Source organism: Paenibacillus paridis, assembly GCF_006345825.1.
Taxonomy (GTDB): Bacteria; Bacillota; Bacilli; order Paenibacillales; family Paenibacillaceae; genus Pristimantibacillus; species Pristimantibacillus paridis.
In genome coordinates this window covers 80119-93693 of sequence record NZ_VCIX01000080.1, presented here as the reverse complement: position 1 = coordinate 93693, position 13575 = coordinate 80119, and the positions used below count along the sequence as shown (strand labels likewise).

The 13575-nt window shown below is 46.8% G+C and carries 9 protein-coding genes; 7 read left to right on the top strand and 2 right to left on the bottom strand.

All coding sequences use genetic code 11. The features are described 5' to 3' along the window. Positions 1 to 3: 3 nt before the first annotated feature. Positions 4 to 1002 carry a FecCD family ABC transporter permease gene (locus tag FJQ58_RS09625; protein WP_139992734.1) on the bottom strand — a complete coding sequence of 333 codons (999 nt, stop codon included), beginning with the start codon at positions 1000 to 1002 and terminating at the stop codon, positions 4 to 6. 10 nt (positions 1003 to 1012) lie between these two features. Beyond that, positions 1013 to 1963 (bottom strand): ABC transporter substrate-binding protein, encoded by a 951-nt coding sequence (locus FJQ58_RS09620; protein ID WP_139992731.1) that lies wholly within the window; start codon positions 1961 to 1963, stop codon positions 1013 to 1015. A gap of 453 nt (positions 1964 to 2416) precedes the next feature. On the opposite strand from FJQ58_RS09620, the gene FJQ58_RS09615 reads away from it, so the two are divergent. From FJQ58_RS09615 to groL, 7 genes are all read left to right on the top strand, one after another. Continuing rightward, positions 2417 to 7294 (top strand): NEAT domain-containing protein, encoded by a 4878-nt coding sequence (locus FJQ58_RS09615; RefSeq protein ID WP_139992729.1) that lies wholly within the window; start codon positions 2417 to 2419, stop codon positions 7292 to 7294. A 103-nt stretch (positions 7295 to 7397) separates the two neighbouring features. After that, on the top strand, positions 7398 to 8309 hold the full coding sequence (gene isdE / locus FJQ58_RS09610) for a heme ABC transporter substrate-binding protein IsdE (RefSeq protein ID WP_139992727.1): 912 nt from the start codon (positions 7398 to 7400) through the stop codon (positions 8307 to 8309). A 50-nt stretch (positions 8310 to 8359) separates the two neighbouring features. Continuing rightward, a complete protein-coding gene (locus tag FJQ58_RS09605; protein ID WP_139992725.1) occupies positions 8360 to 9343 on the top strand; it encodes a FecCD family ABC transporter permease in 984 nt (327 codons plus the stop codon). After that, positions 9333 to 10109 carry an ABC transporter ATP-binding protein gene (locus tag FJQ58_RS09600; protein WP_139992723.1) on the top strand — a complete coding sequence of 259 codons (777 nt, stop codon included), beginning with the start codon at positions 9333 to 9335 and terminating at the stop codon, positions 10107 to 10109. Before FJQ58_RS09605 ends, FJQ58_RS09600 begins: the two co-directional genes overlap by 11 nt. Positions 10110 to 10157: 48 nt before the next feature. Next, positions 10158 to 11132 carry a heme uptake protein IsdC gene (gene isdC, locus FJQ58_RS09595; RefSeq protein WP_139992721.1) on the top strand — a complete coding sequence of 325 codons (975 nt, stop codon included), beginning with the start codon at positions 10158 to 10160 and terminating at the stop codon, positions 11130 to 11132. Positions 11133 to 11359: 227 nt separating this feature from the next. Further along, entirely contained in the window at positions 11360 to 11641 is a 282-nt protein-coding gene (gene groES / locus FJQ58_RS09590; protein WP_054026679.1) for a co-chaperone GroES, read from the top strand. Positions 11642 to 11717: 76 nt separating this feature from the next. Continuing rightward, on the top strand, positions 11718 to 13352 hold the full coding sequence (groL, locus tag FJQ58_RS09585) for a chaperonin GroEL (protein ID WP_139992719.1): 1635 nt from the start codon (positions 11718 to 11720) through the stop codon (positions 13350 to 13352). Positions 13353 to 13575: the final 223 nt, after the last annotated feature.

Below are 13575 nucleotides of genomic sequence, written 5' to 3'. Positions count from 1 at the left end.
TAGTCACCTCCAATTACTCCGTTTTCTCAGTAGAATTAAAAAGAAAGGCGCTCCCACGCATGCAAGCAAAATGCCAACCGGAAGCTCGATAGGGTCGAACCACGTGCGCGCGATCGTGTCTGCGAATACGACCAGGGCTGCTCCTCCAAGAATGGAGACGGGAAGAAGGTAGCGATAATCCTCTCCGATAAGCAGCCGAACGGCATGAGGGACAACCAGCCCGACAAAGCCAATTAATCCGGCGGCGCTGACGGCAGCGCCCGCAAGCAGGGAAGAGAGCAGAATGAGCAGTAGCCTTTGAAGCTCGACTTTTTGCCCTAGCAGCTTAGCCGAATCATCTCCTAGCAGCATGAGGTTGGCAGGCTTGATAGCCAGCAGCGTCAGCCCAAGCCCGACGAGGGCATAAGGAGCCATAAAAGATAGATGATGCCAGCTGCGCCCATTCAGGCCACCAGATAGCCAAGGGAGAACCGACTGAACACGGTCGCTGTAAACGACCATAATCCCGTTCATAATGGCGCCGAGCAGAGCATTGACGGCAACGCCGGCAAGCACGATTTTGACTGGAGAAGTTCCTTTGTCCCAAGAGATCAGATAAATGACGATAGAGGAAACGAACGCTCCGGCAAAAGCTGCCGCTGGCAGCAGATAGCTCAGCTGTGGCAGCAAGACCATCGTAATCACAGCAGCAAGCCCGCCTCCAGCTGAAACTCCGATAATGCCGGGATCGGCGAGCGGATTGCGCATGACTCCCTGCAGAATAGCGCCGGCAGCAGCGAGACATGCGCCGGTGAGCAAACCGACGAGTACGCGGGGAAGCCTCAAATTCATAATGATCGTGTCTTGAGCGGATTGTCCGTCAGTCGTTAAAATTGTCCAAATCTCGCTGAGGGAAATCGATACCGAGCCGTATGACAGGCCATAAAACACACTTAACAGCAGCAGGATAGGGGCTGCGATAAGGGCAATCTTTCGTCTTTTTGATCGTAGTTGTTTATTCATGTCAATCCTCTCATTGCTTTAACCCTTCGAGCTTCTCATGCAGGTAGTCAAGCGATTCCATGATGCGGGTTCCCGGATTGGAGCCGAATAAATCGGACGGCAGCACTTCCACTTTATTTTGCTTAACGGCTTCTAGGCTGCTCCAAGCAGGATTAGACTGCATTTCCTTGAGGAAGCCTTTTTTCACTTCATCCGGATTGCCGTGCGTCATAATCAGGATGAGCTGTGGATTAGCCTCAACAATTCGCTCCGAATTGAGCTGGGCATACTGGGGGTAGCTTTGCAGGCTGGGATAGTCGGATGCGATATTCGTGCCGCCGGCCAGCTCTAGAATGTTGCCGCTTAGTGAATTAGGCAGGGCGGCCATATAAGTGCCGGGCGCACCGTATACGAGCAGTGCTCTTGGCTTCGTGCCTCCCGGCTCGGTATCATACTCCTTCAACTTTTTCTCTATTTCCTGAACGAGTTCAGAAGCACGCTCTTCTTTCTGAAGGAGCTGACCGAACAGCTCGATCTGCTTCTCAATTTCGTTAACCGAGTTTGCGCTGGTTAGAATGACCTTGGTACCGACTCCTTCCAGAATAGGCACATCCTTCGTATTCATCGGGTTGTTGCCAAGCACGACGTCAGCACGGAGCAGCGTAATTTTCTCCAAATCCACCTCATGCGCAGATCCAATCTGCTCGACTTGTTCAGCCGCTTGTGTTGCTAGCGGGGTAGTAGAGGTGGGCCTGCCGACGAGCTCTCCGCCCAAAGCATAAATAATGTCCGTCTCCCCGTTGCTGAGCGCAACAATGTTGTGTGGAACCTGATCGAAAGCGATTTTGCGATTGGCAAAATCCTCAATTTGGATAAGCGCATGCTGTTGGTTAGCGCCTTGGCCTGAGCCGCCCGCTCCAACACTGCAAGCAGTAAGTGATAATACAAAAGCAGCACAGCAAATAAGCAAGCCTTTCTTCATAGAGCCCTCCAAACCAAAATAAATGATAGTGATTATCAATATCATTTATAAGGATAGTGAAAGACGCTAGCTCTGTCAATATATTTCTGCCGCATCATCTGTTTATAATTTCCATATAGGATAGCATAGCTAACGCTTGAAAATGCGCACTATTTAAAAATTTAATAACGGTTGACGGCTACTAAAATTTTGAAGTAATATCTATAACGAGTTTAACGAGCCGAACATTTTTGGAAGAGGTGCGGGTTTATAAGAAAAAAATAGAGACATGGGGCTACGATGATTTCTATCATGGAACAGCAATGCTAGGTAAGCGGTGCTGTTCAAGGAAGAGGTTGGGCAGGCTTCAGAGAAGTATGTTATTTTTTTTGACAATATATTGAGAATGATAATCATTAACTGTAAATTTAGTGATTTAGCTTTCTCAAACCAACAAAGAGGAGTGTCATAGAGTTGAAAATACAGTTTAAAAAATGGGTTGCTATGCTATTGGCGGCAGTGGTCTTGCTTTCCATAGTTAATGTGGGAGCGGTGTCAGCTACCCCAGCGGTTACGCTGGCGGATGGGGAGTATCCGGTTAAATTCAGATATTTGGCGGATAACTCTGATAAGGACTCTTACATGCAAAATTTTGTTGTTCCCGATTCAGGCAAATTAATTGTCAAAAATGGCGTCATTACTTTTCAAAATGAGTTCAGCAGCTATGATTGGTTTAAGTATCTAGGTTATCTAGAACAAGGGAAAGAGAAAAGCATTCCTTATACTTATGCATCGGCTGACGATTACAAGAAGGATGAGTATGTAGCTAAGGATTATACACCTATTACGAACGTGAACGGAGCGTTTGGTACGGTCGCTATTCCGATTGATAACCTTCTCATGAAAAAAGAAGTTCTTATGCACATAAATATTACTACTATTCCAAACTTTACTTATAACAACTGGTATAATGCTCAATTGCAGATCTATACAGAAGGGCTTCCTATCATACCCGTAGGGTCTGGCGGGAATGAAGAGCCCCCAACAGCAGATATAGCTATGCTTAATGAGCTGATATCCGTAACGCAATCTGTTTATGACAATACTAGCGAGGGGCTGGCTAATGGAAATTATGCGCCAGGCTCCAAAGTTTCGCTATATCAAGCCATTGTTTCCGCCAAAGCAGTAGCAGATAACACTCCTGCTGATGATGCGATACAGGCAGCCTATGCCTCACTCTTCAAAGCGGCACAAACTTACGAGCTAATGCTCGTCACCGTAACAAAAGATAAATTACAGCAGATGATCACGGACAGCAGAGCTATTCAACAGCAAGCAAAGATATTTGGTGATGCAAGCGGAAATACAGCTGTGCGGTCTATTGGAGAATATCCTGCCAATGTAAAAAATAGTTTCTTGGACTACATCGTTAATGCCGAAACGGTTTTGAACTCTGAACTGGCTACGCAGGATCATATAGATTCGGCGATTTACTTGTTAAAAAATAATTTAACCAACTTTTACAGCGATGCTATCGTATCGTTAGGCGATGTATCACTTAAGGTACTTGACGCGATTATCCCAACAGGGATTGTATCTACGGGGCAAACAGCCACTTTCGGGCCTAAAGCAACCATTTTGAAATCGGGAAGCAAGTTATATGCCAATATCACAATTCCAAATAGTGCGGGTGTTGATCTATCGAGCGTTTATTATTTGCAGCCTAGAAACACCGGACTGCTCACATTTAGCGCTTCGCAATCAAAGTTTGGTGAAGTTAGCAAAAGTGAAGGTCCAACTGGCTCCTTTACAGGTCAATTGATATTTAATAGCAGTAATACGGCGATTACAAGCGGGTTTGTCGCTGTTTATTACAACCTGATAGGTTCTGCGGAGCAAAAGGTTGCTTACTTGAACTTTAATGATGTAGAGCTGGCAGCATTAAATGCTGTGGAGTCATCAGCTCAAGCCTTACATGACCAAGCAATTGAAGGCACGCAAACAGGCCAATATTCTACTAGCGCTAAGGCAGCCTTAGCAGCAGCGCTAGCAAACAGCAAATCGGTTAGCGGCAATGCGGCGGCAACCAAAACAGAATTGACGACAGCGACTGCTGCTTTGCAGAACGCAATAGATCAATTCAAAGCGTCGGCTTCTCGCCCCGTCTATTTCTCTGCGCTGCATGCAACCAATAACGCTTACTCTACAATGGAGAGCTATTTCTCTAAACCAGCATCCGTCTTTACGGAAAATGGTTCGACTTATGCGGTCTTTACGATCAAATCAAGCTCATCTGTTGCAGAGTTTAAAGTGATGCAGGACGGAGTTTATGCGGATTCGGAAATTTTAAGCACAAACGAAGCGGCGAATGAAAGAGTCGTGAAAATCAAACTGGAGAGCTTGACCGAAACGATCGCAGCGAAGGTCCGGACAGTCGTGCCTGCGCAAAACTACGACCGTACGCATGATATTCGTTTGATCTTCAACAACATTAACCGGGCAGAGCTAACCCAAGCGGTTGCGGATGCCAAAGTACTGCACAACAAGGCGACCGTTGGTACGGAATCAGGAGATTATTCCGCTGAATCCAAAGCAGCATTGCAGAACGCGTTTAATTCAGCTGATGCGATTGCAGCAAACACTGGCAGCTCACAAGCGCAAATTGATGAAGCAGTACTTGTGCTGAAAGCGGCAGTTACAGCCTTTAAAGCGTCTGTCATTGAAGAGACGGATTCCAAACTAGTATATTTCTCGGCGCTGCATGCAACCGATAACGTTTACTCCACAATGGAGAGCTATTTCGTTAGACCAGCTACAGTATTTAAGGAAAATGGCTCGACTTATGCAGTCTTTACGATCAAATCAAGCTCATCTGTTGCAGAGTTTAAAGTAATGCAAGGCGGAGAGTTTGTAGATTCGGAAATTTTAAGCACAAACGAAGCTGTGAATGAAAGAGTTGTGAAGTTCAAGCTGGAGAGCTTGACCGAAACGATCGCGGCAAAGGTACGGACAGTCGTGCCTGCACAAAACTACGACCGTACGCATGATATTCGTTTGATCTTCAACAATATTAACCGGGCCGAACTAACCCAAGCGGTTGCCGATGCCAAAGAAGTGCACAAAAACGCTAAGATTGGTATGGAATCAGGCGAATACACTGCTGAATCCAAGGCAACATTGCAGAGCGCAATAGATGCAGCTAACGCAATTGCAATAAATATTAGCAGCACGCAAACTCAAATTGATGGCGCAGTAGTTGCGCTTAAAGCAGCGGTTACTGTCTTTAAAGATTCTGTAATTAGCGCACTTCCAGATGGGAATTATTTGATCGATTTTAAAATTTTAAAGTTTGGCACTGATGAGAACTCTGTCATGCAGGATTATGTTGTAAGCCCAGGCCTATTGAAGGTATCAGGTAACACGAAGAAGCTGTTCTTTACTGTCAAACAGGACAAAGAAATTACCGGCATGAAGTTCAACGGTCAAAATGTTCAAGTGGCAAGCCATGATGAAGCGAACAATACACGGGTCGTTTATTTTGTAGTGCCGAGCTTGTCTGAGAAGCTTGAGGGCTGGGTGAAAATCGAGTGGGCGGAGCAGAATTATTTCCACGAATATGATGTTCAGCTGAGTTTGGATGAAACCTCGTTGCAAGCGACGAATGAGAACATTGAAGAGCCAAATACGCCGATAGAGGTTGATGCTTCTACCTTGAAGCAAGGGCTGATTACCGCCAAAGCAGCTTATGCTGCAGCGGTTGAAGGTAGCGAAGCAGGCAGCTACATTGCCGGCTCGAAAGCGATACTTTCTACGGCAATTACAGCTGCTGAGACAGCAGTAGCGGAGCTTGCTTCCCAGCAAGCAGTCGATAAGGCAGCGGAGGAGCTTGAGCAAGCTTTGGATATATTCAAAGTTTCCAAACATTTTGCGAGCGGTGGCTATGGGGTTCAATTTAAATCACCTAACCAGGATTTCGCTAAGCATTTGGAAACAGCAGGCAGTCTGGTAATCGGAAATGGCAATAACACACTTAGCTTTACGCCAAAAGAGGGCGTTCAAATTAAAAAGTTGATTAACCGAAATACGAATGAAGAAATATTACCGGTAGGGTCATCTTTGCTTCCGCAAGCATTGACTCTGGCCTATTCCAAAACAGCAGCTTTATTCTCAGTTGCGTCTACAGTTGCATCTCCTGCTATAGCTTCACCAGTTCAATTCAAGGTGCAGGATCTTAACGCTCCTTACTCTCTCGTTATTGATGTTACGGAAGGCGGAACGACTTCAGAGGTAAGTTACGCTATGCAGCTCGCTAATATCGTGTCGGAAGTAACGACAGGACCGGGTACTGGCCCTGGAACAGATCCAGGAACAACAACACCGGGCACGGGGTTAGCGGATGGACAGTACAGCATCAGTGTTAGAATTTTGAAGTATGGCACGGATGAGAATTCGGTTATGCAGGATTACATCATTCCAACGGCTAAGCTTCAAGTAACCGGCGGCAACAAACGTATTCATCTTACGTTGAAGCAAGATAAACAAATTACCGGTTTGATGTTTAACGGTGCGAATGTAAGTGTTGAAAACAGAAATGCAGATAAAAATACGCGCGTCGTATCTTTCCCTGTATCGGATCTATCGAAAATCATGGATGGCTGGGTGAAAATTGATTGGCCAGAAATGAGCTATAACCACGAGTACAACATTCAAATTCAATTTAATGAAGCTAGCATTAGCCCGTTAAGCGGTGGCGGCGTGTTAGATCCAGACGATGATGAGGACAAAGACAAAGAAGAAGAAGCAACTGAACCACTCGCTACGTCCTTGAAAGATATTCAAGGACACTGGGCTGAAGCTGCCATTACGAAGGCTTTGTCCCTAGGTATTGTTGCAGGCTATGAGGATGGCAAGTTCCGTCCGAACGGCGTGATTACGCGTTCCGAGTTCGCGGTACTTATCAGCCGCGCGTTGAAGCTTCCTGCAAGCACTACCGCATCAACGTTCAACGATGGAAACCTAGTACCAACATGGGCGAAGTCACATGTGGAAAGCGCCGTAGCTGCCGGTTTAGTTGGCGGCTATGACGATCAGACCTTCCGCGGAAGCAATCAAATTACACGTTCTGAGCTAGCTGTCATTATCGTTCGTGCAGCGAAGCTTGAGACGAAAGAGGATGCGGCTCTAAGTTTTGCGGATGCAAGTGCGGTTCCTGCTTGGGCGAAGAAAGAAGTTGCTGCAGCAGTTGCAGCGGGCTTCATTCAAGGAAAAGGAAATAACACCTTTGATCCTAATGCAAACGCAACTCGCGCCGAGGCGCTTACGCTAGTGATGAAACTGCTTGAACAAAAGTAAGAGCAATAGGAATTAAACTACACGATAGCTGCTGCGAGGATGCCGGAAACCCGGTGTCCTCGTCATGCTATTAGCGATGTATAGAGGGGAGTGAGCGGTCCGGATGAACAAGAAGAAATGGTATGGTTTCTTGCTGCTATTAGTTTTTATTTTACTTGCGGGATGCTCTAATGTGGGGAGCGCAGCTACAAAAAACCAGACGCAATCGGAAGCATCAAGTAGCCCAGAGGCCACAGCAGCACCGGAGCAGCGGGTCATCTCCACGACAGTAGCCATTACCCAAATGCTTGATGCGCTTGAGGTGGAGCTGGTAGGCGTTCCGACAAGCTCAAAGGAACTGCCTGCTCGGTACGAGGATGTGACGCGAGTTGGAAACCCGATGAGCCCGGATATGGAACTGGTGAAGTCACTCAAGCCAACGGAGGTATTGTCGGTCACGACGCTGGAATATGATTTGAAGCCGGTATTTGAAGCGGCAGGGATGCAAGCGAATTTTCTTAATCTGACTAGTGTAGAAAGTTTGAATCAAGAGCTGAAAAAGCTTGGAGAAACCTATGGCAAGCAAGCGCAGGCTCAAGTCATTATAGATAGATTTGATGCAAAGGTAGCAGAAATTAAAGAAGCAACGGAAGGAAAAGAAAAACCGACCGTACTCATTTTGCTTGGCGTACCCGGCAGTTACCTTGTTGCCACCGAAAAATCGTATATTGGCGACTTGGTTCGTTTGGCTGGTGGGGTTAATATCGCTCAGGGCGAGGATGTAGAATACCTGGCTTCCAACACGGAATATTTACACAATTCCAATCCTGATGTGATTTTGCGCGCCGCTCATGGCATGCCTGAAGAGGTTGTAAAAATGTTCGACAAGGAATTCCAGAAAAACGACATTTGGAAGCATTTCAAGGCCGTACAAAATGATCGTGTGTATGATTTGGAAGAGGCTTTGTTCGGTACGACAGGCAATTTGTTTGCGGTAGATACCATTGATGCTTTGATGGGCATGCTTTATCCCTAAGCGTATAGAGAGACGCTTGCAGATCGATCACTAGACGAAGGAAGTTGGCTATGGTTAAGAAGATCGGAAGCTTTGTTATTATTGCCATTTTGCTGTTGGCGGCCATCGTTGTATCTGCGATGACAGGCAGCATTAAAGTATCTGCCATCGAGCTTATACAAGGCTTGTTGTCAGGAACGAATGAGCATGTTGAGGTCATTAAAGATTTAAGGTTTCCCCGCATTATTGTTTCTATGCTCACCGGCGCTGCGCTAGCCGTGTCAGGTGTTCTCTTGCAAGCGGTTATGAAAAATCCGCTCGCTGATGCAGGCGTAATCGGTATTTCATCCGGAGCGGGTCTGGTCTCGCTGCTGGTCGTTACGATTTTTCCGGGGCTGTTTTTCTGGATGCCGTTATTTTCGTTTGTCGGTGGCGCGTTTGCCTGTTACTTGGTATATGCACTCTCATGGCGATCCGGGCTCAGTCCGCTGCGCCTGATTCTAGTTGGGATCGCGATAAATGCCACGTTTACTGGACTCGGGCAGTCCTTTAATTATCGGGGAAGCTATGCTGTCACAAGCGTTAACCAAGCGATTTCCTCAATTTTCACGATGAAGACCTGGCAGGATGTCAATATTATTGCCATTTATGGCATTGTCGGCTTACTGCTTTCCTTGCTGCTCAGCTCTTGGTGCAATATGCTCAGCCTTCAGGACAAAACGGCCAAAAATTTGGGGCTTCGTGTGACGAGAGCACGCTTGCTCATTTCGGTCGTCGCCGTGCTGCTGGCCTCTGTCGCTACAGCAATCGGAGGTTTGATTGCATTTGTTGGTTTGCTTGTGCCGCATATTGCCCGCTTGCTGGTAGGATCGGATCACAAAGTTTTGATTCCCTTCTCGGCTCTGGGCGGCGCCTTGCTTATTTTAACCGCGGACACTTTGGGACGTACGATTCTCGCGCCAACGGAGATTCCCGCTTCGATTATTATGACTGTAATCGGCGGTCCTTTCCTTATATTCATGCTTAGAAAGAGTGATCGCGTTCATGGAAATTAAAGAAGTCACCTTTTCCTACGATAAGAAGAACGACCAGCTTAAGCAAATTTCGAGTACAATCGCACCTGGCAAGGTGACGACCATTATTGGGCCGAATGGCTGCGGAAAATCAACGCTGCTGGGCGTGATGTCACAGAACTACAAGCCCAAAGCGGGAGAGATTCTGCTTGATGGGAAGGCGCTTAGTCAGACGAAGCCCAAAGAGCTGGCGAAGCGGCTGGCTGTCGTTCACCAGCAGAATGAAGCACCGAGCGATCTTACGGTGGAGAAGCTGGTTAGCTTCGGCAGACTGCCGCACAGAAGCTTCCTCGGCCAGACAGAGGAGGAGGATGAGCAAGCGATCGAGTGGGCGTTGACCTGTACAAATTTGCAGCAGAAGCGGGCGCTTAAGCTGGATCAATTATCCGGTGGGGAACGGCAGCGTGTCTGGATTGCGATGGCGCTTGCCCAAAAGACGCAAATCTTGTTTTTGGACGAACCGACGACATTTTTGGACATTTTTTATCAGATTGAAATTTTGCAGCTCGTTCGTACCTTGAACCAATCCTATGGCTTAACGATCGTAATGGTTCTGCATGATATTAATCAGGCTATTCGCTACAGCGATACGATTATTGTCATGAAGGAAGGCCAAATCGTGACGGAAGGCACCCCAGAAGCCGTAATTACAGAAGAGGTCGTTAAGAAAACCTATGGCGTTGATGTCGTGATGAAACAGGATGAAGAGACGGGCTTATATATGATTCCATTAAGTATTTCATTATAAGTGATTGTACCCAAACATCATTTATATAGAAGAGAGGCGGAGAAAAACATGCGTAAGCTGTCATTATTAATCGGTTTTTGTGCTTTATTGGTTATACTGTTCACAGTACCTGCCGTTCATGCGGCGGAGGTTGAGGACGGTACATATACGATTGACTATGTGATTAAGAAAGCAGAGGATGAATCAGCATCGATGGCTAATGACTACTGGGAGAAGCCTGCCAAGGTCATTGTAGAAAACGGGAAAATAACGATGCAAATTGTCGTTAACCACAGCAAATGGGTGACCGAATTTAAGACTCCGGATGGCAGCGGCGGCTATGCCAATACGAAAGTGATTAGCAGCAACAAATCCGAGGATAGCCGAGTCACGCAATTCAGCGTGCCTGACCTTTCCTCCACGATGCTGTCTAAAATTCATGTAACCGTGCCGGACATTGACTATGACCATGATTATACGATTCGTTTTGATTTTGATCAGAAAAGCATGAAGCTAGTGAGCAAGCCCGTTGTTAAAGAAGAAAAGCCTGCGGCAACGGCCGCGCCGACACAAGCGCCAAAAGCAACAGATGCGCCAAAAGTGACACAAGCTCCAGCTGAAGGGACGAAGCAGGGATCTGCTACGGCGGCACCTACAAGCAAGCCAGCTCAAACGGCAGCTGCATCGCCAGCTGCGGAAGCAGGCAAGGCAACGGATGAGCCTGCTCCAACCGAGGCATCCTCGGCCGGTACAGCTGAAGCGACAGCAGAGCCTACTCCGAAAGCGGAAGAGGAGTCTGCGGTAGAAGCAAGCACAGCTCCTTCAGAGGAGCCATCCGCTGAAGCGACTGAAGAAACAGACGAGGTCGTCACAGCCTCTGTGGGTGGAGATGCGACGCTAGCCAGCGCCGAACTCATTGGCGAAGCTGAACCTGTGAAAGCGAGTTCCAAGCGATGGATGACGTCATCCATCATTTCTGTCGTTATTATTTTGGCGGGCGTATCTTTTATTCTCATCCGCAACCGTAAATTAAAACGCAAATAACGGCGATGCATGATAGAAGAGGATGCTGGCTTAGAGGCATCCTCTTCGATTTTTTCGTGTGTTACAGCAGGGATTGGACCTCACTGTGTAAATAAACGGAAAATTGAGACCAAGCACTTGAAATTAAGAACGAAAATGAGTATGATAAAAATAGTTGTTAGCACTTGAAGGTTTCGAGTGCTAACGAGAATAAAAGCAGCGACAAATTTTGAAGGAGGCTATTTTCAATGATCAGACCTTTGGGTGAACGCGTATTGATCGAAGCAATCGCGAAAGAGGAAACAACCGCTAGCGGTATCGTATTGCCGGATTCGGCGAAAGAAAAGCCGCAAGAAGGCAAAGTTATCGCAGTAGGCAGCGGTACGCTGAAAGATGGCGTTCGTATTGCTTTGGAAGTGAAAGAAGGCGACCGCGTTCTTTTCTCCAAATATGCAGGCACTGAAATCAAATACGAAGGCAAAGAGTATTTGATTATGAAAGAAAGCGAAATCCACGCGATTTTTGAATAGCAGCCCGATTCGGGTCACATAGAAAGCAAGACACGGAAAATATTTGTACTTAAACTATTTTGGGAGGTTTCTGTTCATGGCTAAGGAAATTAAATTTAGCGAAGACGCTCGTCGCGCAATGCTGCGCGGAGTTGACGCTCTTGCAAATGCGGTTAAAGTTACACTAGGTCCAAAAGGCCGTAACGTAGTACTTGAGAAAAAATTCGGAAGCCCGCTTATCACGAACGATGGTGTATCCATTGCGAAAGAAATCGAGCTTGAAGATGCTTTTGAAAACATGGGTGCTCAACTTGTTAAAGAAGTAGCTACAAAAACAAACGACGTTGCTGGTGACGGTACAACTACCGCTACTGTTCTTGCTCAAGCGATGATTCGCGAAGGTTTGAAAAACGTTACTGCAGGCGCTAACCCTATGGTTATCCGCAAAGGCATCGAGAAAGCCGTTAAAGCTGCTGTTGAAGAGCTTAAAGCGATCTCCAAACCAATCGAAGGCAAACAATCGATCGCACAAGTGGCATCGATCTCATCTGCGGATGATGAAGTGGGCCAATTGATTGCAGAAGCTATGGAAAAAGTCGGCAACGACGGCGTTATCACTGTAGAAGAGTCGAAAGGCTTCGTTACAGAGCTTGAAGTTGTAGAAGGTATGCAATTTGACCGTGGTTATGTATCACCATACATGATTACTGACACGGACAAAATGGAAGCAATCCTTGACAACCCGTACATCTTGATCACTGACAAAAAAATTACGAGCATTCAAGAGATCCTACCGGTTCTTGAGAAAGTCGTACAATCCGGCAAGCAATTGCTAATCATTGCTGAAGACGTAGAAGGCGAAGCTCAAGCGACTCTAGTCGTGAACAAACTTCGTGGAACATTCACTTGCGTGGCTGTTAAAGCACCAGGCTTCGGCGACCGTCGTAAAGCAATGCTTCAAGATATCGCTGCTCTTACAGGCGGCCAAGTGATTACGGAAGAGCTCGGCCTTGAGCTGAAATCAACTGGCGTGGAATCCCTAGGTTCCGCTCGTCAAATCCGTATCACAAAAGAAACAACAATCATCGTTGACGGCAGCGGCAACTCCGCTGACATCGTTGCTCGCGTGAACCAAATCCGCGCTCAACTGGAAGAAACAACTTCCGACTTTGACCGTGAGAAGCTTCAAGAGCGTCTTGCAAAATTGTCTGGCGGCGTTGCAGTTATCAAAGTTGGCGCAGCTACAGAAACAGAATTGAAAGAGCGCAAGCTCCGCATCGAAGATGCCCTCAACTCCACTCGTGCAGCGGTTGAAGAAGGTATCGTATCGGGCGGCGGTACTGCCCTCATTAACGTATACAACGCTGTTGCTGCTGTGAAAGCAGAAGGCGACGAGCAAACAGGCGTAAACATCGTTCTTCGTTCCCTTGAAGAGCCGCTTCGCACAATCGCTGCGAACGCAGGCCAAGAAGGTTCGGTTATCGTTGAGCGTCTGAAAAACGAAAAAATCGGCGTAGGCTACAACGCTGCTACTGGCACATGGGTAAACATGTTCGAAGCTGGTATCGTTGACCCTGCTAAAGTAACACGTTCTGCGCTTCAAAACGCAGCTTCCGTTGCAGCTATGTTCCTGACAACTGAAGCCGTTGTTGCTGACAAACCAGAGCCTAAAGGCGCTGGCGGCGGCATGCCTGATATGGGCGGTATGGGTGGCATGGGCGGAATGATGTAAACTAACCTGAAATCCCTTGCCCAGCAAGGAATCTCAAGTTAGAAAGCGTCATTTGACCACATTTTGACCACATAAATAAAAAATAGGCTTCTCACGAGTTCATATCGAACTTTGTGAGAAGCCTATTTTTTTAGCGTTGCGAAGTTTTTGATATAGGAAAGTATCCCAAAACGAATCATAATGAAACTTTAAATTTGTGCATTAAGCAAAATCTTAAAGATTC

What these genes read in the sequence shown, in the direction of transcription:
- FJQ58_RS09625 (WP_139992734.1), bottom strand. Translation starts at nt 1,002, where the DNA reads ATGAATAAACAACTACGATCAAAAAGACGAAAGATTGCCCTTATCGCA.
- FJQ58_RS09620 (WP_139992731.1), bottom strand. Translation starts at nt 1,963, where the DNA reads ATGAAGAAAGGCTTGCTTATTTGCTGTGCTGCTTTTGTATTATCACTT.
- isdE (WP_139992727.1), top strand. Translation starts at nt 7,398, where the DNA reads ATGAACAAGAAGAAATGGTATGGTTTCTTGCTGCTATTAGTTTTTATT.
- FJQ58_RS09605 (WP_139992725.1), top strand. Translation starts at nt 8,360, where the DNA reads ATGGTTAAGAAGATCGGAAGCTTTGTTATTATTGCCATTTTGCTGTTG.
- FJQ58_RS09600 (WP_139992723.1), top strand. Translation starts at nt 9,333, where the DNA reads ATGGAAATTAAAGAAGTCACCTTTTCCTACGATAAGAAGAACGACCAG.
- isdC (WP_139992721.1), top strand. Translation starts at nt 10,158, where the DNA reads ATGCGTAAGCTGTCATTATTAATCGGTTTTTGTGCTTTATTGGTTATA.
- groES (WP_054026679.1), top strand. Translation starts at nt 11,360, where the DNA reads ATGATCAGACCTTTGGGTGAACGCGTATTGATCGAAGCAATCGCGAAA.
- groL (WP_139992719.1), top strand. Translation starts at nt 11,718, where the DNA reads ATGGCTAAGGAAATTAAATTTAGCGAAGACGCTCGTCGCGCAATGCTG.